Source organism: Pontixanthobacter aquaemixtae (genome assembly GCF_009827395.1).
Classification (GTDB): Bacteria; Pseudomonadota; Alphaproteobacteria; order Sphingomonadales; family Sphingomonadaceae; genus Pontixanthobacter; species Pontixanthobacter aquaemixtae.
On record NZ_WTYX01000002.1, the window covers coordinates 58845 to 82680 of the forward strand.

Annotated in this window: 25 protein-coding genes; 17 read left to right on the forward strand and 8 right to left on the reverse strand. The window is 57.6% G+C overall.

Annotated elements, in window-relative coordinates; genetic code table 11:
• Positions 1 to 6: 6 nt before the first annotated feature.
• Positions 7 to 702 (forward strand): helix-turn-helix domain-containing protein, encoded by a 696-nt coding sequence (locus GRI41_RS09295; protein ID WP_034960252.1) that lies wholly within the window; start codon positions 7 to 9, stop codon positions 700 to 702.
• 12 nt (positions 703 to 714) lie between these two features.
• Positions 715 to 1335, forward strand: a complete 621-nt coding sequence (locus GRI41_RS09300) for a GNAT family N-acetyltransferase (protein ID WP_160604757.1) — start codon at positions 715 to 717, stop codon at positions 1333 to 1335.
• A gap of 4 nt (positions 1336 to 1339) precedes the next feature.
• Here GRI41_RS09300 and GRI41_RS09305 read toward each other — a convergent pair whose 3' ends face one another.
• Both GRI41_RS09305 and GRI41_RS09310 read right to left on the reverse strand, forming a co-directional pair.
• Positions 1340 to 1717 carry a limonene-1,2-epoxide hydrolase family protein gene (locus GRI41_RS09305; RefSeq protein WP_160604758.1) on the reverse strand — a complete coding sequence of 126 codons (378 nt, stop codon included), beginning with the start codon at positions 1715 to 1717 and terminating at the stop codon, positions 1340 to 1342.
• Positions 1718 to 1739: 22 nt separating this feature from the next.
• Positions 1740 to 2906: an alginate export family protein gene (locus GRI41_RS09310; RefSeq protein WP_160604759.1), complete on the reverse strand. Its 1167-nt coding sequence runs from the start codon at positions 2904 to 2906 to the stop codon at positions 1740 to 1742.
• Between GRI41_RS09310 and GRI41_RS09315 the strand changes: the two genes are divergently transcribed.
• Genes GRI41_RS09315 through GRI41_RS09330 form a run of 4 tightly spaced genes read left to right on the forward strand, consistent with a single transcriptional unit; the run spans position 2899 to position 7025 of the window.
• Positions 2899 to 3507: a hypothetical protein gene (locus GRI41_RS09315; protein ID WP_407985550.1), complete on the forward strand. Its 609-nt coding sequence runs from the start codon at positions 2899 to 2901 to the stop codon at positions 3505 to 3507. The genes GRI41_RS09310 and GRI41_RS09315 overlap by 8 nt on opposite strands.
• Before the next feature lie 34 nt (positions 3508 to 3541).
• Positions 3542 to 4723, forward strand: coding sequence for an NnrS family protein (locus GRI41_RS09320; protein WP_160604760.1), 1182 nt, complete (start codon positions 3542 to 3544; stop codon positions 4721 to 4723).
• 9 nt (positions 4724 to 4732) lie between these two features.
• On the forward strand, positions 4733 to 5350 hold the full coding sequence (locus GRI41_RS09325) for a carbonic anhydrase (protein WP_160604761.1): 618 nt from the start codon (positions 4733 to 4735) through the stop codon (positions 5348 to 5350).
• 55 nt (positions 5351 to 5405) lie between these two features.
• Positions 5406 to 7025 carry an acyl-CoA dehydrogenase family protein gene (locus GRI41_RS09330; protein WP_160604762.1) on the forward strand — a complete coding sequence of 540 codons (1620 nt, stop codon included), beginning with the start codon at positions 5406 to 5408 and terminating at the stop codon, positions 7023 to 7025.
• Between the two features lie 45 nt (positions 7026 to 7070).
• On the opposite strand, the gene ipdC is transcribed toward GRI41_RS09330, so the two are convergent.
• Positions 7071 to 8705, reverse strand: a complete 1635-nt coding sequence (gene ipdC, locus GRI41_RS09335) for an indolepyruvate/phenylpyruvate decarboxylase (protein ID WP_202388783.1) — start codon at positions 8703 to 8705, stop codon at positions 7071 to 7073.
• Positions 8706 to 9032: 327 nt separating this feature from the next.
• Between ipdC and GRI41_RS09340 the strand changes: the two genes are divergently transcribed.
• Together GRI41_RS09340 and GRI41_RS09345 are read left to right on the forward strand one after the other, a co-directional pair.
• Positions 9033 to 10979, forward strand: a complete 1947-nt coding sequence (locus GRI41_RS09340) for a ribonucleoside triphosphate reductase (protein ID WP_081853371.1) — start codon at positions 9033 to 9035, stop codon at positions 10977 to 10979.
• A 19-nt stretch (positions 10980 to 10998) separates the two neighbouring features.
• Complete coding sequence (locus GRI41_RS09345; protein WP_202388784.1) at positions 10999 to 11718, forward strand: anaerobic ribonucleoside-triphosphate reductase activating protein; 720 nt, start codon at positions 10999 to 11001, stop codon at positions 11716 to 11718.
• A 61-nt stretch (positions 11719 to 11779) separates the two neighbouring features.
• On the opposite strand, the gene ubiM is transcribed toward GRI41_RS09345, so the two are convergent.
• On the reverse strand, positions 11780 to 13003 hold the full coding sequence (gene ubiM / locus GRI41_RS09350) for a 5-demethoxyubiquinol-8 5-hydroxylase UbiM (RefSeq protein WP_160604764.1): 1224 nt from the start codon (positions 13001 to 13003) through the stop codon (positions 11780 to 11782).
• 202 nt (positions 13004 to 13205) lie between these two features.
• Here ubiM and GRI41_RS09355 point away from each other — a divergent pair, with 202 nt between their 5' ends.
• The 4 genes from GRI41_RS09355 to GRI41_RS09370 all read left to right on the forward strand — a co-directional run bounded on the left by GRI41_RS09355 (position 13206) and on the right by GRI41_RS09370 (position 18295).
• On the forward strand, positions 13206 to 14447 hold the full coding sequence (locus GRI41_RS09355; protein WP_160604765.1) for an HlyD family secretion protein: 1242 nt from the start codon (positions 13206 to 13208) through the stop codon (positions 14445 to 14447).
• Positions 14444 to 16036: a DHA2 family efflux MFS transporter permease subunit gene (locus tag GRI41_RS09360; protein WP_160604766.1), complete on the forward strand. Its 1593-nt coding sequence runs from the start codon at positions 14444 to 14446 to the stop codon at positions 16034 to 16036. The genes GRI41_RS09355 and GRI41_RS09360 overlap by 4 nt, the downstream gene beginning before the upstream one ends.
• A 53-nt stretch (positions 16037 to 16089) precedes the next feature.
• Complete coding sequence (locus GRI41_RS09365; RefSeq protein WP_328600564.1) at positions 16090 to 17493, forward strand: efflux transporter outer membrane subunit; 1404 nt, start codon at positions 16090 to 16092, stop codon at positions 17491 to 17493.
• Between the two features lie 220 nt (positions 17494 to 17713).
• On the forward strand, positions 17714 to 18295 hold the full coding sequence (locus tag GRI41_RS09370) for a TetR/AcrR family transcriptional regulator (RefSeq protein ID WP_160604768.1): 582 nt from the start codon (positions 17714 to 17716) through the stop codon (positions 18293 to 18295).
• A 487-nt stretch (positions 18296 to 18782) separates the two neighbouring features.
• Here GRI41_RS09370 and GRI41_RS09375 read toward each other — a convergent pair whose 3' ends face one another.
• Complete coding sequence (locus GRI41_RS09375) at positions 18783 to 19217, reverse strand: RrF2 family transcriptional regulator (protein ID WP_160604769.1); 435 nt, start codon at positions 19215 to 19217, stop codon at positions 18783 to 18785.
• Between the two features lie 80 nt (positions 19218 to 19297).
• Here GRI41_RS09375 and GRI41_RS09380 point away from each other — a divergent pair, with 80 nt between their 5' ends.
• The 3 genes from GRI41_RS09380 to GRI41_RS09390 are packed head-to-tail and all read left to right on the forward strand — an operon-like array spanning position 19298 to position 20509.
• Positions 19298 to 19777 carry a group III truncated hemoglobin gene (locus GRI41_RS09380; protein ID WP_051699173.1) on the forward strand — a complete coding sequence of 160 codons (480 nt, stop codon included), beginning with the start codon at positions 19298 to 19300 and terminating at the stop codon, positions 19775 to 19777.
• Positions 19770 to 20228, forward strand: a complete 459-nt coding sequence (locus tag GRI41_RS09385; protein ID WP_034960268.1) for a hypothetical protein — start codon at positions 19770 to 19772, stop codon at positions 20226 to 20228. The genes GRI41_RS09380 and GRI41_RS09385 overlap by 8 nt, the downstream gene beginning before the upstream one ends.
• 2 nt (positions 20229 to 20230) lie before the next feature.
• Entirely contained in the window at positions 20231 to 20509 is a 279-nt protein-coding gene (locus GRI41_RS09390) for a DUF1971 domain-containing protein (protein WP_034960269.1), read from the forward strand.
• Positions 20510 to 20777: 268 nt separating this feature from the next.
• Here GRI41_RS09390 and GRI41_RS09395 read toward each other — a convergent pair whose 3' ends face one another.
• The 3 genes from GRI41_RS09395 to GRI41_RS09405 form a co-directional block, all read right to left on the reverse strand.
• Positions 20778 to 21956 carry a PDDEXK-like family protein gene (locus tag GRI41_RS09395; protein ID WP_160604770.1) on the reverse strand — a complete coding sequence of 393 codons (1179 nt, stop codon included), beginning with the start codon at positions 21954 to 21956 and terminating at the stop codon, positions 20778 to 20780.
• A gap of 144 nt (positions 21957 to 22100) precedes the next feature.
• Positions 22101 to 22325 carry a helix-turn-helix transcriptional regulator gene (locus tag GRI41_RS09400; protein ID WP_160604771.1) on the reverse strand — a complete coding sequence of 75 codons (225 nt, stop codon included), beginning with the start codon at positions 22323 to 22325 and terminating at the stop codon, positions 22101 to 22103.
• Complete coding sequence (locus GRI41_RS09405; RefSeq protein WP_160604772.1) at positions 22318 to 22809, reverse strand: hypothetical protein; 492 nt, start codon at positions 22807 to 22809, stop codon at positions 22318 to 22320. The genes GRI41_RS09400 and GRI41_RS09405 overlap by 8 nt, the downstream gene beginning before the upstream one ends.
• Positions 22810 to 23176: 367 nt before the next feature.
• On the opposite strand from GRI41_RS09405, the gene GRI41_RS09410 reads away from it, so the two are divergent.
• Positions 23177 to 23509 (forward strand): hypothetical protein, encoded by a 333-nt coding sequence (locus GRI41_RS09410; protein WP_160604773.1) that lies wholly within the window; start codon positions 23177 to 23179, stop codon positions 23507 to 23509.
• Between the two features lie 33 nt (positions 23510 to 23542).
• A complete protein-coding gene (traL, locus tag GRI41_RS09415; protein ID WP_034960277.1) occupies positions 23543 to 23830 on the forward strand; it encodes a type IV conjugative transfer system protein TraL in 288 nt (95 codons plus the stop codon).
• Positions 23831 to 23836: the final 6 nt, after the last annotated feature.

Here is a 23836-nt window from a genome sequence, read left to right on the forward strand (position 1 = left end):
ATTCGGGTGCGAATCGAAGAAAAGCCGGAAATCGCGCGACTTCCCCTGTTTCGCGACATGGATGATACCAGACGCGAGGACATCTTCTCCGGTTCATTCCTGCAGGTATTCCCTGCGCAGCTTACGCTTTTCGAAGCAGGCCAGCAGGTGGATTTTTTGCATGTGCTCGTCGATGGCTTGATCGAGCTCTATGTTCCCGGGACAGCGCGCGATACGACGATCCAGCTGATTGAGCCGGTGAAGAGCTTTATCCTCGCTGCAGCGGTCAACGATATGCCCTATCTGATGTCGGCGCGCACGCTTACGTCATCAAGAGTTCTGCTCGTTCCAGCTGCACGTATCCGCGGTGCGATCAAGGAAGATGCTGCCTTGATGCAGGCGACTATGACTGAGCTTGCGCTTGGGTACCGGGACATGGTCAGAGCGCTTGTCGATATGAAGATCAGACAATCTGCCGAGCGGCTGGGCAATTATCTGCTTGGATACAGTGCGAAGCACGGCGATGCGTGGCAATTCGAACTTAGTGGAGAAAAGCGGGTTCTGGCATCTCTGCTCGGTATGACACCGGAAAATCTGTCGCGCGCCTTCGGGACCTTGAAGCAGCACGGGGTAAACGTAGTCGGAGCAAGAGTGCGGATCGAGGACAGGGAAGCTCTGACTGCATTTGCCCGTCCCGATTCAGTACCCGCCGATCCAAATTGAGGAACCACCCGTGTGAGCTCGCCGCCGCAGACACGATTGTTCGTTACTCCAGAAGAAGAGAGGCGGATACGATCAGCTGTAAAAGGCGCGGATGTAGCTTTGCTGGGTCCCGGCTATCGTCTAGCCACTGCTCAAGACGCCGAAGGCCTGCTTGAGCTTCTCGCTGATCCTGAAGTGTCGTATCCGATCTACGATCTTCCGCGACCGTTGACGCATGAAAGCATTCGAAGTTGGGTTCTCGATGCACAGGCGAGACAGCGTCAGGGTGAAGCCGCCTTTGCGATTATGATCGATAGCACTGACGAGATCGTGAGCTACTCCTACTTCACGGTATGGCCGGAGCGCTCCTCAGCCGAAATCGCAGGTGCCTATCGCGGTGACGCGCAAAGCATGGGTGCCGGCAAGGCGGGCGCTGCGTGCAGCTTTGACTGGATGTTTGAGCACTTGGGAGTGCGACTCATCGGCGTCACAGCTGCGATAGATAATGTGCGCTCAGCAAAGGTGATCGAAGCTGCTGGATTCACGTTTTTCGGCGAGCGCGACAGTGTCCGGCCAGATGGTTCGACGCGCCAATCGCTCTACTGGGAGATGATGCGCAAGGATTGGCAAAAGCTAAAAGCACAAGGTCACTAGCAGCTTAGTCGCCAACGGCCTGACGATAGGTCGCCATATCAAAATAATCGCGCCAGACCGCGATTTTTTCATCCTTCATCTCAAAGACCCCGCAGCACGGCAAACTAACCGGCTTTCCATTCACGATCGTACGATCCAACCGCTCTACGAATACGGTGTTTCCAGAGGCAGCAATCGACAAAATGTCCCATTGTGTCCTGGACCAGCCGTGCAGGAATGCAGCGATAAATTGCCGCAACGCATGGTGGCCCTGAATGGGGTCTATCGGCATGTTGTGGTAAATGCCATCCTTGGCGAAATAGCCCACCAGTTCCTCGGGATCGTGCCGCGACCAGGCGGCTATGAACTCGCGCAAGGTAGCGATGTTGTCTTGCTCCTCCATTAAGTCGAATCCTCAATCAGCATCAAAAATTCATTTGCAAGGATAGCCACCCTTTGGTCGTATCGACCGCGAACTCATCCGCTTCGTAGTGCGCAAATTTCAGCAAGACCTTGAGGTTGGCCTGGATGGGATAATCGGCGAGCAGATTAATCTCCTGCCCATAGGACTGATCCGTCGATGTCGCATCAAAATCGTGGACGATACCGCGGAGCAGCAATCCGTTGAGCGGTGAGCCATCGCCAAAGCGGTAGCTGATGTCTCCATAAAGGTCGCGCAAGCCACCGGGCGGCGTCACAAGAAACTTGTCTGCCCAGCCGTTGAAGGCATGCAATGTTGCGAGCGGGGTTTGCAGGGCGAATGCACCATTACCCTCAAGTCGCTCGTAACCTGTCTTGATCGTGAAGCCTCCGAAGGAGATTCCCGGCTCAAGCAACAGATAGTCGAGTGAGAACTCAGCCGGATTCAGCCCTAAATCGCGCTGGTTTGCGTATTCGGCTGCGTAGAGGATCTTTGTCGATCCGCCAATGGGCTGCGCGCCAGAAAGCCGCACTCCAAGCGTCTGCGAACTGTTGGCTGGCGACACCGGAATGTCGAGGAAATAGCCATAGGCGGACACCGTGCCTACCGATGGTATCGCATAAGTCGCATGGACATTGTGGATGTCTGTATCGCGCCATATCCCTTGCGGCGAATCCGGCCCGAAGATGCGATTGACCCGCCAAGCATGGAAATAATCCACGGATGCGCCTTCCACCGGGTTCACCGTGACCTGCGCCAAGTCGAAAGTCTGATCGTTCTGGCGCCAGTCGACCGAACCAATCCAGCGCTGATTGTCGAGGTTGATTTTCTGGCGTCCGGCGAGCACTTCGACAGCAGGGTCCGGTCGCCAGCGAACAAATGCCCGGTTGAGCAAAAGGGTCGAGGGATCCGCAATAACCGGGAACTGTACTTGGCCGTTGACGGTATCGTTGAAATCTTGCGGTCCCAGACGAACCACTGCCTCTCCTTCGACGAGCGCGCTGAGGCCGTTCCACTCATCGGTTTCGACGCCGCCTCTTATCCTGAGCGTCGACGCGGTAGCATCTTCGGGCAGGTTTTCTTGGTCGACCACTTCCAGCCGGTAGCGCAGGTCCAAATACGGATCGAATGGCAGAGCATCACCGTCTTGCGCCAACACTGGCGTGGACATCGTGATCGCCAATGAGGTGGCACCGAGCGTGAGAAGAGTCTTGTTCATGGCCGCTCAGATAGAGGGCAGGCAGCCAAAGTATTTGATCCGTGTCAAAGTCGCGCGCATCCAATTCCACCAAAAGGGCGATATGATATTTGATGATTTCACTCTGGCCCGCGTGCTCCACATCGTATCCATTGTCGGCTGGATAGGAGGCGTCTGGTTCGTAACATTCGTCGTAATGCCTTCGATCGCGAGGACTGCTTCGCCGGCGGACAGGCTCCATGCCTTTCACCGGATCGAGCAGGGATTTTCTGTGCAAGCAAAGTTCTGGGTAATTCTTGCCGGAGCATCTGGTTTCTGGATGACCTGGCGCGCTGATATGTGGTCGCGATTTGCGGAAACGTCTTACTGGTGGATGCACGCCATGCTCGGACTCTGGCTCGTTTTCGCTGCTATGCTTTTCATCGCGGAACCGCTCGTACTCCACCGGCGCATGGCAGAATCGCCGTCACCGGAACGCGACTTCAACCTGATGGTATGGGTGCATCGCGTGCTTTCGGTCATCGCTCTCGTCACTGTGCTGGGTGCGATGGCGGGCGCGCACGGGCTTATGTAGGGGGCAAGCGCGAGATATGATGTCACCCTCGATCTTGCTGGCCGCACCGCACCGCCTTCCCTTCCTTGGCGGCGCGATCGGCATTGGCGGACTGGCTTCGTGGTGGCTGATCCAGGTGCTGGGGCTGTATGGGGACGGGCCACTGCCGCCCCAGACCGAGCTGCCCGCGTCCCTGCTTCATGGCCCCGCCATGATCTACCTCGGATTGGCACCGTTCATCTTCGGCTTCCTGCTCACGGTATTTCCGCGCTGGATGAGTCTGCCCGATCTCTCTGCCAAGCAGGTTGGTCCAGCCGCATGCGCACTGTTTGCCGGGGTCGTGACGGCCCAACTTGGGCTGTGGACCGGGTCAGACAGATTGGTTCTGACTGGCTTCGGGCTTGCGGGCGCCGGGTGGGCTTTGGCATCGATCATGCTGGCCATTGTCCTTTACCGCAACCGGGCGCAAAGCGGACCGCGCTGCACTCATGGCTGGTCGGCCATGGCGGGCATTCTTTTCGGGCTGGCCGGGATATTGTGCGCGGCTGCCTTCATTGCGCTGAGAGACCCGGCCTGGCTGCCCATTGCCAACCGCATCGGCATATCGGGCTTTCTGCTGCCGGTGTTCCTGACGGTTGCCCATAGAATGGTGCCGTTCTTCGCCGGGAATGTCGTGAAGGATTACGTTAGCTGGCGACCAGACTGGCTGCTCGCGCTGCTCTGGGCTTTGCTTCTTGCTCGCCTTGTGGGGGAAGTGCTGAACCTTGGGCACATGCAGACAGGCGCTAATGCCGGCTTGGCTGTTACCACCGCCGTGATGTGCTGGAGATGGTGGCCAAAAGCAAGCGCGCCTGGCTTGTTAAACGTCCTGATTTGGGGTTTCGCCTGGGCGCCGGCGGGCTTCGCTTTCGCTGCGGTTGACGCAGCATTTGGCTTGTTTGGGCGCGGGCCGGACCACGCGCTGATGATTGGTTTCTGCAGCAGCCTGTTGGTCGCGATGGTGACCCGCGTCACGCAAGGACATTCGGGTCGGCCGCTGGTCATGCCGATGGTATCATGGGTTGCCTTTTACGGCATACAGATCGCGGCCATCAGCCGGGCAGCGGCCGCTTTGCAGAGTGAAAGCGGCAGCTGGCTTATGCTTGGAGCTGCGGCATTTGCCGTCAGCCTATTGCCGTGGGTGATACGCAACGGCGCAATTTATCTGTCTCCCCGGATTGATGGCAAGCAAGGATAGCGACGACTTATGCCTTATGAGCCCGCACTCACCCCGGATCAAGCGCTTGACCTGCTAAAAGAGGGCAATCGACGTTTTCTGGAGGATACATCCTATGAACCTGCAATGGACCGAATGCGGCGTCTCGAGATTGCAGCCGCTCAGCGTCCTTTTGCTGCCTACTTGAGCTGCTCGGATTCGCGCGTCCCGCCAGAGCTGCTGTTCGAGCGGGGGCTGGGCGAACTCTTCATTATCCGCAATGCAGGCAATACGCTCTGCGCCACAGCCCTCGGTAGCCTGGAGTTCGCGGTGGCCCATCTTCAAGTTCCGCTGATCGTCGTGATGGGCCACGAGGCTTGCGGAGCGCTGAACGCCGCCGTCTCGCTTGCGCGCGGTCAGGCCAGTTTCTCCGGCAACATTGCAAAAGTGCTTCAGTCACTGCTGCCTGCCGTGCTCGAGACCGATCCCTGGGCCGACAACATCGTCGATTCCGCAGCGCTTTCAAATGTTCGCCGCGTGGTACACGAATTGCGCGAAGAAGCCTCTCCTGCCCTGCTCGAGCCCCAGCAGAGCGGGATGCTCAAAGTGGTGGGAGCATTCTATCATCTCGATAGCGGCAAGGTGGATTTCCTCGAGCCGGACAAGTGACGGTTCTTAGTCTTGGGGGAAAGCGAAGTATGTTTCCCGAAGGAGTATAACAGGTATGGCACCCGTCCGCCCGATCGAAACACTCGGCACACACGAGGTCACTAACCAGCCTCCCCCATTGAAGAATTTCAACCGGTTTCGATCGGATCGGGCGCTGCACGAAGCTGTCGTTATGGCCGGTGCTGGCCGTCATCTCGACAAGTTAGAGAGGTTTGGAGACCGCACAGGCTCGGCTGAAGTCATCGACTGGGGCATTGAAGCGAACCGATCACCGCCAGTGCTTGAGACCCATGACCGTTTCGGGCATCGCATCGACGAAGTGCGGTTTCATCCGGATTATCATCACCTGATGGCTCTTGGACTGGACGCAGGCGTGGCATCAGTCGCATGGGACGGGACCGAGGCTGGGCATACCCTCCATGCCACGCTGAGCTTTCTGTCGGGCCAGACAGATGCCGGGACAAGTTGCCCGATGACGATGACGTATGCGGCTGTTGCGGCGCTGAACCTCGATCCTGAAGTCGGGACGAATTGGGTGCCCAAGATTACAGCGTCGCGGTATGATCCCTCCAATCGTTCGGCGTCGAAGAAGACCGGTGTGACCGTCGGTATGGCGATGACCGAAAAGCAGGGCGGTTCTGATGTTCGGGCAAACACAACGAAAGCCGAGACTGCTGATGGCGCCTACCGGTTAACCGGGCACAAATGGTTCTGTTCAGCACCGATGTGCGATGCATTCCTGACGCTGGCCTACACCCCATCTGGCCTTACCTGCTTCCTCGTGCCCCGCTGGACGCCAGACGGCGAACGCAATGCTGGCTTCCAGATCATGCGGCTCAAGAACAAGCTTGGTGATCGTTCCAACGCGTCGTCGGAGGTCGAATATCGTGGTGCCTACGCTGAGCGTATCGGGGAAGAGGGCCGCGGCGTCTCTACTATCCTCCAAATGGTTCAGCACACCCGGCTTGACTGCATTGTTGGCTCTGCTGCTACAATGCGCGCGGCACTTGCCGAGGCGCTATGGCACACCCATCATCGCTCTGCCTTTCAGCGTATGCTCGCAGATCAGCCGGCGATGGCAGCGGTGCTGGCTGATCTGGCGGTTGAGAGCGAGGCGGCAACCGCGCTTGCTTTTCGACTGGCGGCTGCGTTCGACCAGAAGGAACCGCTCGCACGTCTGCTGACGCCAATCGCAAAATACTGGGTCTGCAAGCGCGCGCCGGGAATGGTTTACGAGGCGATGGAATGTCTGGGCGGCGGCGGTTACGTCGAGGACGGGCCGATGCCGCGCCTGTTCCGGCAATCGCCTTTGAACGCAATCTGGGAAGGCTCAGGCAATGTCATCGCGCTTGATGTCATGCGAGCGTTAGGCCGCGAGCCAGATGCGCTGGACGCCTTGCAGACGTTTCTCGCCAAAGCACGCGGAAGCTATGCAGCCTATGACAAATGGGCCGACACCCTCCGGTTCGATGATGCTAGCGAGCACCATGCGCGTAACACCGTCGAACGGCTGGCTCTAGCGGCCCAAGGCGCGGCTCTCATCAATGCGAATAGTCCGCTCGCCGAAGCGTTTTGCCGATTGCGTCTTGCCCGGCCATCTCTTGCCTATGGTGGATCGGACGCCGTGATCGACACGCGCGCAATCGTCGAGCGAGCGATGCCCATAGAGGGATGACGCCGGCAATCGCGGAAACCGCTACTCAAATGAGGCTGAACACCGTCATTCATTCTTCATCGCTGAGAGGTTGCGCATCGCCCGCGTGAATTTATGCAGAGACATGGATGTTCTACTGCGAGGCAACATCGCTTCGATCAGATAGAAGCTACTCTCATCGTCTACGGCCAGATCCAGCGCACGCTTCAGTTCAGCGCAGGTCTCTACCCTGATCCCGCGGCCGCCTAGCAACGGAGCGATGTCGGCAAAGTGCCAGTCATCCAGATCGTGATAAGTCTGATTGGGCTGAAACCCGCGGAGCATTTCCCAGCTCTGGTTGTTCAGGACGATGACGATTGGAGACCAGCCATATTTCTGGCAGTTTCCCAACTCCCAGCCAGTCATCTGAAATGCGCCATCACCGACGAGAACGATCGGGCGACGCCCGGTAACGGCATTGATCGCGAGGCCTGCCGGAACTCCCATTCCCATTGAGGCATAATAACCCGGCGCGACCAGCGCCGTGTCCGCAATCTCCAACCCGATGAACAGACTATCGCCAACATCGGCTGCGATCGGAGACGATCCTTTGCTATTAAAGAGATCATTGACGGCAATCGCGATATGCGATGGTTCCAAGGGCGTTTCGTCGTCGGGCAATCCGGTCGCGTAGACAGGTTCCGGTTGCGGCTCCGGAACGCCGATTGTCTCAGCAATCTCGAGCAGGGCATCAACCAGTGCCTCAAGAGAAACGTCCGGATAGAGGTGATGGCCGAGTACAACCGTACGATCCAGGGCACGGATAGAAGCTCGCATATCTATGGCACGACCGGAGACACCGAAATTGGTGTCGCATGTAATAACACCTAGCATCAGCAAGCAGTCTGCACCTTCAATTGCGCTCGCAATATTGGTGTCACCTGCGGATCCGAGATATGGTCCCAGCAATGGAAGTGTGAAGTCGGCAAACAGCCCGCGCCCCATGAAGCTGGTTGCGACTGGCACCCCCAGTTTTCGGCAAAGGCTCGCGATCTTGTCTTCGAGACCATATCGGCGCGCCTCGACGCCCACCAGAATTGCGGGCGACTTGGCCGAGCGCAGTCTGTCGAGGACTTCCTTGGCACAGGCACGCGCTGCATCGTGATTGGCAGCCGGCAACGCTATGGCCGGTGCTGACGCGCAAGGCTGATCGACCAGATCACGGGGGATCTCGATGTAGACAGGGCGTGAGAGGCTCAGCGCCGTATCGAGCACTCTGGCAATTTCGATTGGAGCGGTTTCGAGATCGTTCAAAATGCATTGCGCACAGGTCAGTTCGCGAAAGATCTCGAATTGCGAGCTCAACGTCTTCACCTGGTGGTGGAGACTGAGCCCGAGTTTGCCCTCGTCGGCGCCCGGTCCCCCCGATATGACCACCAGTGGAGACTTCTCCGCATAGGCCTGCGCCACGGCATTAACCATGTTAAGAGCGCCCGCGCCATAGGTCACCACCGCTACGCCCAGCGAACTACCAATCCGTCCGGCCGCATCTGCCGCATAGCCAACAGAGGGCTCATGGCTGAGCGTGTGCAAGGGAAGGATGCCGCTTTCGGCAATAGTGCGGAAAAATGGCAGGACGAAATCGCCGGGGAGCCCGAAGATGCGGTCTGCTCCGCGTTCTTTCATCGCGTTCAGAAGGACAGTTCCGAGCGTTTCTGACAATGAGATTTCCTTCCAAACGGCGTGCTCGGGAGAGCATCTCTGGCGCAGCTATGGTGGCCAACTGCCGGGCTCTCCTTGACCGAAATCAAAGGCAGGAGGTCATCGCCCTGAACTTCTCCCAAAAACCTTCTCGGTTTGACATTTATCAAATGAGACTCGGAATTTTGTGCTTAGGCATGCGTGCGCAACACAACATCTTGTGGTTTGGCGGCGCAATCCGCTGTCGCGCCACTGTCGGGAGGAAAAGCGATTATGACACTTGAACTGCAAGAGAAGAACTTCGGCGATGCAATTGCGGCTAATGATCAATTGGGTTTTGGCGACCCAATGCCAGGCCCAGTCTGGTCGGGGAGCAAGATCGATTGTTCGGATACTGTCGGCGAATATATCTCTGGTGCCGATTGGCGGATCAAGGCAAATGCCAATGTCGGTTACTCGCATGCCGGATTGATAAGCAATGTGGCAGGTAAGGTGATCGCCAATTACTGGCTCGACGAAATCTACGCCCCTGAAGAAGGTCTGGCCCATCGCCAGGGCGACATCCATATCCATGATCTCGACTGCCTGACCGGCTATTGCGCGGGCTGGTCCTTGCGCGCGCTCCTCAACGATGGGTTTAACGGGGTAGCTGGCCGCGTATCCTCACGCCCGCCGCGGCATTTCCGAGAAGCGCTGGGGCAGATGAGCAATTTCCTCGGCATCCTTCAATCCGAGTGGGCTGGTGCTCAGGCTTTTTCAAGCTTCGACACCTATCTTGCGCCCTACGTCTTCTATGACAATCTGAGCTTCGCCGAGGTCAAAAAGGCGATCCGGCAATTCGTCTACAATCTCAATGTACCGGCACGGTGGGGGCAGTCCCCCTTCACCAACATCACGCTCGATATCGTGGTGCCAGACGATTTGCGTGAGCTATATCCGACATATAGAGACGAGCATTTGTTCAAAGGGATCAAGAACGAAGAGCTGCTCGCGCAGGCACAAACGCGCGACATGGGGCTACGCAATCTGGAAGACATGTCCTTTGCTCATTTCGGACCGGAAATGGAGCTGATCAATCTCGCTTACTATGAGGTGATGACAGAAGGCGACGCCACGGGACAACCGTTCACCTTTCCGATCCCGACGGTAAACATCACCGAGGATTTCCAATGGGACAGCAAGGTTGCAACTGCGATCTTTGAAAATGCTGCCAAAGTTGGTTCTTCATATTTCCAGAATTTCATCGGGAGCCAATATCTGCGCGACCCCGACACGGGCGAACGACGCCCCAATCCCGAGGCGTATTCGCCCGGCGCTGTTCGCTCGATGTGCTGCCGCCTCCAGCTGGATCTGCGCGAATTGCTGAAACGCGGAAATGGTCTGTTTGGATCAGCCGAGATGACCGGTTCGCTGGGGGTTGTCACCATCAACATGGCGGCGCTCGGATACCGTTTCAGAGGAGACCTGCCCGGACTGATGGCGGAGCTCGACCGGCTGATGGATATCGCGCAGTCCACGCTGGAGAAAAAGCGCGCCTTCGTGCAACAGATGTATGATCGCGGGCTTTATCCATTCACGGCGCGCTATTTGCCATTCCTGCGGAACCATTTCTCGACCATCGGGGTCAACGGAATGAACGAAATGGTGCGCAACTTCACTGAGGACGCGTCTGACCTGACACAGCAGGGCGGTATCGATATGGCACTGGCGATCCTTGACCATATGCGCGAACGGCTGGTCGGCTTTCAGGAGCAAACCGGCAACCTCTACAATCTGGAAGCAACCCCGGCGGAAGGCACTACCTACCGGTTTGCCAAGGAAGATGCGAAACGGTTTCCCGACATTCTTCAGGCGGGCAGCGATGAAAACATCTACTACACGAATTCCTCGCAGATCCCCGTCGAACACACTGATGACCCGTTCGAGGCATTGGAACTGCAGAATGATTTGCAATGCAAATATACCGGCGGAACGGTGCTCCATCTCTATATGAACGAGAAGCTCTCGAGCGCGGACGCGGCCCGTAATTTCCTGAAAAAGGTACTGAGCAATTACCGTCTGCCCTATGTCACGCTCACGCCGGTATTTTCAGTCTGTGACACGCATGGCTATCTCGATGGCGAACAGCCTGAATGTCCCGAATGCGGAGAACGGACCAAAGTCTGGACCCGGGTGATGGGTTATTTCCGGCCCGTGGACAGCTTCAACAAGGGTAAGCAGGGTGAACACCGGCAGCGCCGCCACTTTACCGAAGATGCTGCCATGGTCGGCGATTTGTTCGCACCACAACGCTGAAATGGGAGCTGTTGCGCCAGTGGAGAGGAATGCGCGGCACGGGACGACCCGTGTCGCCACGCCCTTTTATGCCGTAACGCCTTTCACCATGCTCGATTTCCCAGATCGTATTGCCTGCATCCTGTGGATCGCAGGATGCAATATGCGCTGCGGATATTGCCACAATCCGCAAATCGTACTGGGCAGGGGAAGCATCGACGAAGACCGGGTGATCGAGTTTCTGACCCGCCGTAAGGGATTACTGGACGGTGTAGTGTTCTCCGGTGGTGAGGCAACAAGTTGGAAGCATCTTGCGCGCTTCGCCGCTCAGGTGAAATCGATGGGATTTGCGATCAAGCTCGACACTAACGGCCTTAGGCCGGACGTTGTTCAATGCCTGCTCGATGAACAATTGGTCGACCGTATCGCGCTCGATTACAAGGCGCCTCAGTCGCATTTTCACAAGGTCACCGGGGTAACAGCCTATTCGCGCTTCTCGGCGACGCTCGACCTGCTTTGCACGCAAGGGAAAATACTTTTTGACGTGCGGACCACGGTGCACACCGATCTGCTGGACGAGGAAGCCATCGTCGCGATGGCAAACGATCTTTTCCAGCGCGGATATCGCGGAGTCTATGCCATCCAGTCTGCGGTGATCGACCCTGATCGCCCCACTCTCGACGGCTTAGCCGCGCAGTCCCGCCCGCTTGATATGGAGCGGCTGCGTAATGGAAGTCCGCTGCAACTCGAGTTTCGCTAAAGTGTCCAAAGCTTGTGAATGCGGGCGTCGCCCGCGAAGATGAAGCGGCACGGGCTATTCGCTAGCGACCCAAGCGCAGCTTACTGCTGATTACGGACCGACGCAGGCGGGTCCGCTCTCGCGCCGGTTTCATCAGCATGCGCTGCACGGCCTTACGTGCTGGAAGCAACTGGGCCAAGCGCAGAGACACGCGGCGCGCAATGCGTGCCGGTGGCCGGTCGTCAGTATAGAGGCCTACGATGGAATTGGTGGCCAGGTAAATCGGGCGGCTTTCGCGCCGATGGCGTCGTTCGTAGCGAGCAAGCGCCGCTGGGTTCGCAGGATCTCCTCCGCGCTCCAGAATAGGCAGTATCTCCTCGGAGAGATGCCGCACGCTGGCGAGACCTAGGTTGAAGCCGTGCGCAGTCACCGGATGCATGCCGACCGCCGCGTCTCCGATAAGTGCAGCTCTGTGGGCGACAAACCGCTTAGAATAGGTGGTTGTCAGGGGATAAGAATGAAGCGGGCTTAGCGGTGTCATCGTCCCGAACCGGCCACGATAGCGCCGCTGAAGCTCTTGCCCTAGCGCTTCCGCTTTCAATTTCTGGAGTGTGGCGGCCTCGCTCTCCGGTAGGGTCAGTACAGCTGAAGCCACGCCATCCCCGAGAGGTAGGAGGGCCAGAGTCTGGCCGTGATCGAACCATTCAGTTGCGATATCGTCGTGCCAGCTGCCAATCTTGACGCGGCCCACCAACATGGCCTTGCCCAAACGGTTCATCTCCGCACCGATCCCGAGCTGGTCACGAACAAAGGAGAACCGGCTGTCTGCACCAATCAGAAGGGCTGCAGAGATATCTTTCCCATCAGACAAGGTAATTCTGACCGACCTTTTACCCACTTCAAGCGAAACAACCTTGGCCCCCGCCAACACTTCGACATTCTCGAGCACTTTTACGGCTTCATAGGCCGCCTTGCGGATCGTGCAGTTCGATACCATGCACCCTAGCTGGCCATCTATCTCGCCTGGTCCATAACGCAGCGCATAAGGCGATTTGCCATCGTATATCTGCGCTTCTCTCAACGTGAACACTTCTTTCGCATCAATCCTGTCCCAGACACCTAGCTGCTCAAGATCTGAGATCGATTGATGCGTCAGGGCAATCTCGCGCCCATCGAAGGACGGATCACTGAGCGCCGTGAGCTGCTGCGTATCGACGAGGATGATGCGCGCGCCAGACGAGGACAACGCGCGCGCCAAACTAAGGCCCGCAGGACCCGCACCGACAATAACGATCTGAGTATACAACGCATATCTCCTGAGAAGTTATTGTGCGGGTATCGCCAAAAGAAACGCGAGACATTGATTCATATCATATCGCAGTACGAATCGCCGAGACTATGACCTCTCACGCGGCTGCAATCCTTCCTCCATTGTGTGAAACCGATGCGAGCAAGGACACATGTCGACAAAGAACTAAACGAAACCGTTTCGTTTCAAGGACGAGAATATGTTTGAACAAGTCGGCCACGCAGCAGGACAGGCGGCCTCTTCTGCCGAAGCTATTGCGATTGAGACGCATGGCAGCCTTGCTGCCGAGGAGACGGATAACAAAGAGGTATGTTCCATCGATGAGGCTCATGAAACGGGTCTCGACAAGGCGAGCGCGGTCAGGCGGCGATGGCTCAAGCCCGCCCTCTGGGTCCTGCTTACTTTGGTGCTTGCCGTCGGCGGTCACGCTTTGTGGAAATACCAGATCGTCGGTCAGTACATGCAATCCACCAACGATGCCTTTGTTAGTGTGGAGGAGGTCCCGGTTGCCGCGAAGCTCGCCGGATATGTCGATACTCTTGCGGTCCATGACCATGCTGCGGTGCGCTCTGGCCAGACGCTGCTGCTTCTCGACACAACCGATTACACTAACCGGCTGGACCAAGCGAACGCCCAAATCGGATTGGCCCGTGCGAATGAAATCGCGACGCTTTCCGGTCTTGGTGAGGCTGAGGCCGCGATCCGGCAAGCGCAAGCGGCGGTGATGGGCGCGAGCGCCGAACTAGCCTATCTCGACGCTGAGCTCGCAAGGCTTAATCCGCTGGTCGCCGCAGGGGCGGAACCTCACAGCGCTTTGGATCAACTTGCCGCCAACCGCGCCAAAGCAGCGGCCGATCTGCGCGCCCGTCAGGCTGGAGTAGTCGCGGCACGCGAGCGCGTCGGATCGATCAGAGCGCAGGCGGGTGCCACACGCGCGCAAATGATGGCGGCGAATGTCCAGCGGATGGCAGCGCGCAACGATCTGGAAGCGACCGCCCTTACCGCCCCTCTTGGCGGGCGCGTTGGGAACCTTTCAGTGCGGCCCGGGCAATTTGTGCAGCCGGGCCAACGACTGATGAGCATCATCCCGGTCGGCGACTTGTTCGTCACCGCCAACTTCAAGGAGAACCAGATCGGGCTGATGCGTCCGGGTCAACCCGCCACGATCGAAGTGGACGCCCTGCCTGGGGTCCGCTTTGACGGCGTGGTTGAGAGCATCTCTCCAGGGACGGGCGCGACTTTCTCGCTGGTGCCGCCAGAGAACGCGACGGGCAATTTTACCAAGATTGTCCAGCGGGTTCCGGTGCGCATTCGCATCAAGGCGGGCCCTGAAGCGCGCAAGGTTCTGGTTGCAGGTCTCTCGCTCGAAGTATCTATCGATACCCGATCTGCGCGTGGCTCCATTGAGGCGATCCGCCGCGAACAGGATGCTCGCACATGAGCGGAGCGGCCTCATTACCGCTTAAGGCATTCCCGACTCGGCAGCAGCAACCGGTGGGCCGGGCCAATGCTAAGGCGTGGCTCGGTGTCGCTGCGGGCTCCATCGGGTCCTTGATGGCGACCCTCGACATCTCGATCGTCAACGCTTCTCTGCCAACGATCCAGGGGGAGATCGGTGCGTCCGCCAGTGAAGCCACTTGGGTCGCCACTGCTTATCTGGTCGCCGAGATCATCGTCATACCACTGACGGGATGGCTCGAACGTGTGTTTGGGCTGCGCCGTTTCTTGCTGGGTGCGGCAGTGTTGTTCACCGGCTTCTCGGTTCTTTGCGGTCTTGCCAGCGATCTGCCGACGATGATTGCCGGGCGAGTGGGCCAAGGCTTCACCGGCGGGGCAATGATCCCGACCGCCCTGACGATCATCGCAACACGCCTCCCACGTTCACAGCAGCCTGTGGGGACGGCAATCTTTGGCGCGACGATCATTCTCGGCCCAGTTATCGGCCCATTGGCGGGTGGCTGGCTGACCGAGAACTTCAGCTGGCACTACGCGTTCTTCATCAATGTCCCGGTCGGCGCACTGCTGTGCGCTCTGCTAATCCTCGGTCTCCCAAACGAGAAGATGAAACTAAACGAGCTTGCCTCAGCTGATTGGTTGGGCATCATCGGAATGTCTCTCGGGTTGGGCGGGCTGACGGTTGTGTTGGAGGATGGCCAGCGTGAAGGATGGTTCGATTCCACGCTGATCCTGCAACTGACCGCCGTGACCATCGTCGGCTTCGGGCTGCTGGCTATCGGTCAGGTCGCGGCCCGAAAACCGGTCATCAAACTGGCTCTGCTCAAGAAACGCGAGTTTGCAGCGGTCTTCGGATTGTCTCTGGTGACCGGCTCAGTGATTTACGGGACGAGCTACGTGATCCCACAATTCTTGGCAGCCATTGCCGGATACAACGCGCTTCAGGCGGGCCAGATCGTTTTTCTCGCAGGGGTGCCGGCGCTCATGATGATGCCGCTGATCCCGATGCTGATCCGGACGATCGACCTACGGCTCGCAGTTGCAGCCGGCTTCGGAGCAATGGCGCTGGGCTGCTATGTCGATACGACGCTGACCGCCCAGAGTGCAGGCGAAGCCTTCACCACGTCCCAATTGCTGCGCGGTTTCGGTCAAGTCATGGCACTCATGTTCCTCAATCAGGCGGCCATCAGCGCGGTCGGAATTGAAGAAGCAAGCGACGCCTCGGGTCTCTTCAATGTAGCGCGCAACCTGGGCGGGTCGATCGGCTTGGCGCTGCTGGCAACAGCGCAGGAAACCCGCTGGTCCTATCACCACGCGACCATCCACTCTGCAATTCCCGCCAATGATCCCAATGCGCAAAGCTGGCTGCAGTCGCTTGCGCAGCAATTGGGGGGTGGGCCCGAAGGTCTTGCCGCCGCTTATCGGATTATTGATGCCAGCATCAGCCTCGATGCCTTGGTCATGGCTTTCAACGACGAGTTCCTGCTGCTGACTGCGGGAACAGTGCTGGCCATTCCGCTTGTTTTCCTGCTCAAACCCCTGCCAAAAGGGCAGGTCAATATGGCAATCCACTGATGACCTATCGCCGGTTTTCTTCTGCCCTCTGGCACCTTCTTCCGGCTGCGGCAGTGATCTTGGCGCTGCCAGCATGCACCACCGTGGGCCCGGACTATCGCGGTCCGCCAATCGCCGCGCCGGTAGCCATGGAGCGTGGTCATTTCCTGCGCGAACCGGCCAGGGCGCAAGAAGGTGCGCCCGTAGCGGAGTGGTGGGTCAGTCTAGCTGATCCAGTGCTCACCCAACTTGTGCAGCATGGCCTTGAAGGATCGCCCAATCTTGCCATGGCACGGGCAAAAATCACACAGGCTCGCGCTGGCCTTTCGGCCAATCGGACGGCGGTCCTGCCTACCCTGCGCAGCTCTGCCTCGGCCCCATACGCCAATCTGCCAGCCGACATCATCGACACCAATCCCGGTACCGACCGGATCGATTTCCAGCGTTATTCCCAAGGCTTCGACGCAAGCTGGGAGATCGACTTGTTCGGCGGCACAAAACGCAAGGTTGAGGCTGCCTCCGCCCTTGCCGAGGCGGCTGAAGCGGAGCTAGGCGATGCGCAGGTCTCGCTCTCTGCCGAAATTGTCCGCCTCTATTGCCTCTACCGAGCGCAGCAAGCGCTGCTGAAGCTGCAACACGAGCAGGCTGCAATTGATGGTCAGTTGATCCAATTTGCGCAGATGCGCTACGATCAGGGTAGCGCACCGCGCCAGCCGGCCGAGCAAGCCCGCTTGCAGGCCGCGAGAACCAGTGGTGCCGTTGCAGCCACGCAAGCGCAAATTGTGCTACTGGCGGACCAGTTGGCAATGCTTACCGGGCAAGAGCCGGGCACATTGGACGCGGTACTGGCCTCCACAGGGGAAGTCCCTTTGCCCCCGGCAGCAATAGCGTTGGGCGATCCGGCCATGATGCTGCGACAGCGCCCTGATATCCGCGGTGCGGAACGAGCGCTGGCCGCAGCCAATGCTGACATCGGGGCGGCAATGGCGGAGCAATTCCCGAAAGTCAGTTTCTTCGGGCTATTGGGGCTAGGCGGCACAACCCCGGCAGACCTTCTGGCTCCGACCGACATCATTGGGCTGGCCCTTCCCAGAATCAGCTGGTCTGTTTTTGACGGTGGCCGCTCAGAGGCGCGGATCACGGCGAGCGAGGCCGCTTACACCGAACAAGTAGCCGCTTATCGTTCGGTCGTGCTTACCGCCTTGGCTGACGCGGAAGGGGCGCTCACCCGTTTCGGAGCGGCAAGAACGAAGCTGGGCGCAGCTGACCAAGCGGAAACGAGCGCTGACACCATTGTGGCTCTCCAGCGTATGCGGGCAGATGGCGGACGGCTTTCCGAAGAGAGTGTTCTTGTCGCTAGGCGGGAGGCGATCCAGTTCGCATCGGCGAGCGCGCAGGCCAGAGCGGAAGTGACCATCGAATTTGCGGCAGTGCACAAGGCGCTGGGCTTGGGTTGGACCGTGGAAACGGGCGAATGATGAATGCATCGCTCACAGCACACGTCCCGGCACGGCCTTGCCAGTTCCACGCACCCGGCTTGGGCGGATTTGAAAGGCATACAGTAGCACGATGACAAAACCCGACCGCATGAAGCAAAGCTCCAAAAACAGAAGACGGCATGCACACTCAACGTGCGCAACCAGTGCGCAGGCCGCTCCGACGAAGACCGGGCGCCCTTCAGCGGAGGAGTCTGAAGTCTTGTACGATCTCATCCTCGATGCGGGCTGGGACTTGCTACTCAGCAAAGGGTTCGAGAAGTTCTCTATTGACCGCCTTGCCAGATTTGCCCGGGTCGGCAAGCCGACCATTTATGCCCGCTTCGAGAACAAGGAAGACCTGCTTCGGAAAATCCTGGTAAAGCGAATAGAGTGGCAACAGGAATCGATATTCTCGTCCATCGACCCGTCTTCTCTCTCCGCAGCGATTCCTGTTTTGGCGGCAGAAGCAGTGTCCGTCTTCCAATCGGCGGAAGTCCGCCTGATTGATCGGCTGATCGACTGGATCGATTATGAGGCCGATAAGCAGAGTCATTCCCTTCGTGGCTGGACGGCCCAGACCACGATTTCGATCCTCGAGCAGCACATCATCGAGGCCAATGCCCTCGGAGAAACCCACATCCCCGATCCCAAGGCAACCGCGACGTTCCTGATAGAGGGGATAGCAGGTCATGCTCGGCTTTCGGATACACGTTTACCGCAGGCCCACTCGGCCCATCTCGCCTGGGCGCACGATTACTGGCAGCTTCTCCAGTCCTCGCCAGATAAAAAGGCAGCGAATTAAAGCCACCAAGGTGACGAAGAATAGGTGCGGCGCATTGGTAATGCCGTCGTCATTCACAACGTTTGGATTCGTAAACCAAGACCAGCGCTTTTTGACTGTCGGTCGTCAGATCATTTGACACAAATCGCAGTATGGATCACGGACTGTAGGGATCTTGTAGTCAAAAATCGGTCGCTCACACCGTAAGAATTGCTGTTCTTTGATCGGAGTGCGCGCCTATTACTCACGGGGTCAAACCTAGATTTTATCTGCACCAATATTGATCGTACAACGGAACAATAGTAGCATTCCAACGCGAGCCGCTTTCGATAAAGGGGATCGCCACAAAGGCCCAGCTATCGCGGTTTATCTCGCAATTTCGCACTTTGATTCTTGCGGGCATTAAATGACTTTGGCATGCGCCCTGGGTTCGGACCGCGCGATCCTAGGGCTCCTTGTGAAGCCTTTCGGACAGCCAACGTACGGTGGACTTTGAATGGCCCGGATTTCAAACATTCTCAGTGGCCAACTGCTGGAGAAAGCGAGACCGTGATCCGGTAATCTGCGCAAGATCGAATTGGTCGAGATGCGCCAGAAAAGCGTTCAGGGCGCCCGATAATGCGGGCTTGAGGCCGCAAGCGCCGTCAATAACACAGTCTTCCTTGCCGCCCATGCAGGCGACAAAGCCTGTCGTGTTCTCCAGCTTCCGCACCACGTCACCGACATTGATTTGCGAGGGAGGGCGAGCCAGGCGCAGTCCTCCTCCTCTGCCGCGCTGCGTCTCGACAAACCCGGCGGCAGCCAGATCCTGAGCGACCTTAGCCAGATGGTTGCGCGAGATGGCGTAGTGATCGGCAATCCAGTCAATCGACAAGACTTCATCCTTGGCCGCGAGAGCCATGAGCATTCGGAGCGCATAATCGGTTCGGAGGTTTAACTGCATAAAAAAGGTATATCAAATGTTGCTTTTAGCGCAAAGCCCATTTAATGAGTATATCAAATACCTCTTAACGAGTATCTGCAATGCACGCACCGATCGAAAAAACCCGCCAAGAAGTGCGCAATGCACGAGCCGAAAAGCGCGCTCATGCTGTGGCCTGCGGCGTCGATGAGCAATTCGTCTCGATCATGGTCGAGAGTTTTTATGCCAGCATCCGCAAGGATGATCTGCTCGCTTCGATCTTCGCACACCGTATCTCCGACTGGCCTGAACACCTGGAGCGAATGAAGACCTTCTGGCGCTCGATACTGTTTAACAGCGGTGAGTTTTCCGGAAACCCGATGGCCAAGCACATGGCCATTCCGGACCTCGAGGAACGGCACTTCGCGCGCTGGCTCGAGCTTTTCTATGCAACATTGCAGAGCCTTGAGGCGCAGCCGGATGGCACCGCGCTTGTCGCGCAGCGCGCCCGAGCCATCGCCGACAGCCTCTTCACCGGCATCTCTATTCGACGAGACGGTCTCGCCGGATCAAAAGCAGGAAGGAACCTCCCCCATGTTTGAACAGCAATCAATTGTCGCCGAACGCGAGACCGATGTCGAGGCAGAAGTCCATTCGCTGGAGAGTTTGCTACAGCCTTTGGCAACAGCGCCAGTGGCACCGAGCAATGCGGGTTTCCAGCTTCCGCGTAAACTTTGGATCGCAATGCTCGGATGCTATGCAACATTCTTTGCAGCAATTGCGTTGGCGACTGGCGGCAGCGGCGCAGCGCGTTTCGCCATCATCGTTTCGGTGCTTTATACAGCCATGTATTTTGGACTGGCGAGAATTGGTGCTTGTCAGGCTGGACCTGAAGGCCGGTCGCCGCTCGATGAGGGCAAGAAACTCAGCACCTGGACCGGCATGATGGACAAAAATGCCGTGTATTCTCAGGTCCTGATCGTCCCGGTCGCAGTCGCCCTGTTTGGCATCGCCATTCTTTTCATCACACTGGCAATCCCAGTATCTGGCTAATTATGGAAAAAACCCTTCCTTCCTGCGTTCAAAAATACGCTGAGTCGCCACTGTTCAACGAGCAGACAGTGCCTGCCAAACTGACATCAAATCACGATCTCAAGCCAGGAGTCTGGGGCAAGGTCTGCGTTGTGTCGGGCACGCTCAAATACAGTCTTCCTGCTAAGTCTAACGACCCACAGATTATCGAGGCAGGCGGCTACGCGATCATCGAGCCAGAGCAGGTGCACTTCGTAACACCGATTGGCGAGGTAGAGTTCAAGGTCGAATTTTATCGCTAATATAGTCGCTTGAATTGTAGGAGACCGACTAAGGAAAGTCGGCTTTGAACGGCAGCTAACGCAGATTGCCTGTCAAAGCCGGACAGCCGGAAAAGGCCCAAAGCAAGTCACGAGACCGATAGCCTGCGAATTTTTGCGGGCCTTTCTGCGGGCCTCGATACAAGACGCGACCTCTCGTTCGATTTCATTCCAAACATTTAGGTGGGCGTCGATGTAGCTTTTTCGGGCACCTAATTTGCTGTGTGGGGTGGCAAAGCTAAAACAGACTTCATTCTTTTCCTAGGCCTTCATCGAGCGCACTCGCCAATGCTAACATACGTGCGATGAGCTCTTGAACCCGCGGATGATCTGCAATTAGCCCAGTCGGAGACTCAAGAAGTAAGGAAGCCATCGATTCCGCATTCCACGATAATGGCTCAGCCCACTTCCACCACGGCCACCAACCACTTGAAGACCCGCCCTCTACGGCTTCAACCGAGCGATTGATGGTTTGCCGTGAAGCACAACTGTCCCCTTTATCGACTGATTTGTTGCTCGGATCAGGTGCTCGAACACCGAAATAGACATCAGCGAAATTTGTTCTGCCAGGGGAGATCGCAATGGAGCAATTGTCCGGCCATGCCGGACGTCGAAATCCCCACCAATTATCTTTGTCGCCGAGTGCTTCACTTAATCGACAGTCGTCATATTCTTCTTCGAGATCCTCGAACAGACCGCGAGCTTGATCCAAGATCCGTTCGGCGATCTCTTCAATCAGGATTTCATGCAATCTAGTTTGGGAAATCATCGTCATCGCTAGCGCACGTTTGGATTCAGTGTCCCGTTCATACTCTGCTTCGACCGCCTCAACGTAAGCTGAGTCTTCATCAGCCTTCATCGGCTCATCTCCAAATTCAAACGCCAAATAGGCGATCATTTCCGCGATATGGGTTTGCGTTCTTACGGCGCGAATTTGGTCCCTGCACTCCCTTAGAATTTTTGTCAGCGATGGCTCTTCATTTGAATGCAATCGAAGAACGCGGACGTCGTCTTGCGCAGTTTCAGGTTCTTTATTCGAAAGGAAAATCAGGGCGGGCGTGCGACCTCGGCACCATCCCTTTATTGCTGCCAGATAATCTGTGAGCTGATCAGGCTGCTGAGAGGCCCAAGGTTTGTTCTCTATCCCTACTATCATGCGAGGTGTTTCTATCACCAGATCGATCTGTCTCCCGGCTCTCGTAACCATTTCTCTTCGCACCGATATTGGTTCGATGATGCTCACACGAGGCAGACTAAGTGCGCCGAGTAGTGAATTCAGAAAAAGGATGTCCTGACCGTGCGTACCCTTGGGATCGAACAGATCGGCTATAATTCGACTAAGGCGTACTTCGTTGGGTTGGAAAAGGGAAAACGCGTTTAATCGGGGAGCACCAAATAGCTCAGAACCTGCCCGCTTGGCAGACAGCATTGGGTATTGATGACTTAATCTTTTCAGGACGGACCCCAAAGGGGGAACGGTAGCGGAATTCCTCATGCCCTATGGCTTAGACCATTGGCCAGATAATGGAATGATCTACCAATCAAGCACTGTGCGTGACTGCGTTGGCTCGCATCATGTCTTTTTGCTCAAACGGCATTCCACCCAAGTATCAACGTCATCCTCAGCCCAAGCAACTGCGTAGCTGCCAAGCTGCACCGGCTTCGGAAACTTCCCGTCGGCCATCCAGCGATAGATCGTCGAACGGCCTAGCCCGACCCGGTGCTGAACCTCCGGCAAGCGGATAAGCCGCGTGACCCGGCGAGGCGCGGTCACTCCTTTTTCGACCTTCTCACCCATGATGGCCTCCCTGGGTGTCCGCGAAGATATCACCGAGAAGTGCATCTTTGCGCTCAAGTTCATCGATGTGATCGGAAAGAAGGCGCGCGACACGGTGTGCGGTGCCCTTGGCCCAGCGTGGCTTCACATCGTGCACCTGGTTGCCGAGAACACGCTCGAGCGCGGAAGGCAGCTCACCAGTGAAGTCCTCAAAGAAAAGGGCGAGGTCGGATTGGAGCCAAGCTATCGCGTGATCGCCGCCGCTGACTAGGAACAGCAGCAAGTGAGCATGCGGTGCGACGCCGCTCGCAGCCAGAATCCGTAGGGCTTCGCCCATACTTGCCGAACGCTCGCCAAGAAGGACCCGCCGCAGGGCATCTTTATGGATTTGCGCATCGCGCGCGATTTCGCAGCGTGCGCGTCCGCTGGCTTCGACAGCGGCGAATAGCAGCCGGGCAAGATCGGCGCGAACCTGTTGTTCGGCAAAAAGCGCCATGTCAGTCATCGACGATTCCTTTCGCGTAGTGGTGATGACTCACCGGCTATCCCGAAAGGAAAGCTGTAGGAAAACAAAAAGAACAATTAGGGAACATAAAGGAAGGAGCGAATCGGCCTCCTTCGATGATTCGCGCCGATAGTGATCGCTTCGGCGCGTATTCCGGCAGGCTTGGCGCAGATCACGGCACAGTCGGCGCTACCAGGCAGTCCGTCTGCGCACACACCGGCCCAAAGCCTTCCCAATGTCGGTTTTTGCTTGGTTGATCGGACCGAAACGCATTTCCCGATTTCCTACAGCCCGGCACCGGGGAGAGGAAAGAACATACAGCGAACCCTTCGCTGGCTGATGTTCAATCTTTTCGGAGTTTCCACCCATGACCACCAAGACTGCTCTTCCGGCCCAGCGCCGCATCCCAAGCCGTATCCCGGGACGCGATTATATCCTTCCGACCTGCGTTGCGCTGGCCTGTGCCGGCGCCGCTTTTGCCGGCGCAGACACCACTTTCGATCCTGCTTTGAACCAATTCACCGACTTTCTCGAAGGCTCGGGCGGCAAGATCATCACCGTGCTCAGCCTCGCTGCTGGCCTGATCGGGCTTGCCTCGGGACGCTTTTCGCTCGGCCAGATCGCCGTGCCGGTGGGCGTTGGTATCGGCGTCGGCACCGGCGTGCCGATCGTCACTTCGGTCGTGACCGCGGTCATCTGACCCCGGACCCGGTCACAACAGGAGGGCGGCATCATGGCCGACAGGTACCTTGTTCCACGGCGGCTCGACGATCCGGAGCTTATCGGCTTCTGGACCATCGACGAGTTTGCAGGGATTCTCATTCCCTTCGCCTGGGGCATTCTGGCGCAGCACATTTTCATCGGTATCGGCCTGGCCGCCGGAACCTGGTTTGCCTTGCGGAAGGCAAAGGCTCGCGGTGCCGGTTCGGCACTAGTGCATGCTGCGTACTGGTACCTGCCCGGGAGCTTCCTGGGGCTGAAAGCCACGCCGCCCTCCCACTGCCGCCTGCTGGCGGGCTGAGGGAGG

Bases quoted from the DNA above. Each gene is read 5' to 3' on its own strand.
- GRI41_RS09355 (WP_160604765.1), top strand. From the start codon at position 13,206: ATGTTTGAACAAGTCGGCCACGCAGCAGGACAGGCGGCCTCTTCTGCC.
- GRI41_RS09305 (WP_160604758.1), bottom strand. From the start codon at position 1,717: ATGGAGGAGCAAGACAACATCGCTACCTTGCGCGAGTTCATAGCCGCC.
- GRI41_RS09405 (WP_160604772.1), bottom strand. From the start codon at position 22,809: ATGACTGACATGGCGCTTTTTGCCGAACAACAGGTTCGCGCCGATCTT.
- GRI41_RS09380 (WP_051699173.1), top strand. From the start codon at position 19,298: ATGCACGCACCGATCGAAAAAACCCGCCAAGAAGTGCGCAATGCACGA.
- GRI41_RS09360 (WP_160604766.1), top strand. From the start codon at position 14,444: ATGAGCGGAGCGGCCTCATTACCGCTTAAGGCATTCCCGACTCGGCAG.
- GRI41_RS09330 (WP_160604762.1), top strand. From the start codon at position 5,406: ATGGCACCCGTCCGCCCGATCGAAACACTCGGCACACACGAGGTCACT.
- GRI41_RS09310 (WP_160604759.1), bottom strand. From the start codon at position 2,906: ATGTCCACGCCAGTGTTGGCGCAAGACGGTGATGCTCTGCCATTCGAT.
- GRI41_RS09340 (WP_081853371.1), top strand. From the start codon at position 9,033: ATGCCAGGCCCAGTCTGGTCGGGGAGCAAGATCGATTGTTCGGATACT.
- GRI41_RS09385 (WP_034960268.1), top strand. From the start codon at position 19,770: ATGTTTGAACAGCAATCAATTGTCGCCGAACGCGAGACCGATGTCGAG.
- GRI41_RS09410 (WP_160604773.1), top strand. From the start codon at position 23,177: ATGACCACCAAGACTGCTCTTCCGGCCCAGCGCCGCATCCCAAGCCGT.
- GRI41_RS09375 (WP_160604769.1), bottom strand. From the start codon at position 19,217: ATGCAGTTAAACCTCCGAACCGATTATGCGCTCCGAATGCTCATGGCT.
- traL (WP_034960277.1), top strand. From the start codon at position 23,543: ATGGCCGACAGGTACCTTGTTCCACGGCGGCTCGACGATCCGGAGCTT.
- GRI41_RS09400 (WP_160604771.1), bottom strand. From the start codon at position 22,325: ATGGGTGAGAAGGTCGAAAAAGGAGTGACCGCGCCTCGCCGGGTCACG.
- GRI41_RS09390 (WP_034960269.1), top strand. From the start codon at position 20,231: ATGGAAAAAACCCTTCCTTCCTGCGTTCAAAAATACGCTGAGTCGCCA.
- GRI41_RS09325 (WP_160604761.1), top strand. From the start codon at position 4,733: ATGCCTTATGAGCCCGCACTCACCCCGGATCAAGCGCTTGACCTGCTA.
- GRI41_RS09395 (WP_160604770.1), bottom strand. From the start codon at position 21,956: ATGCTGTCTGCCAAGCGGGCAGGTTCTGAGCTATTTGGTGCTCCCCGA.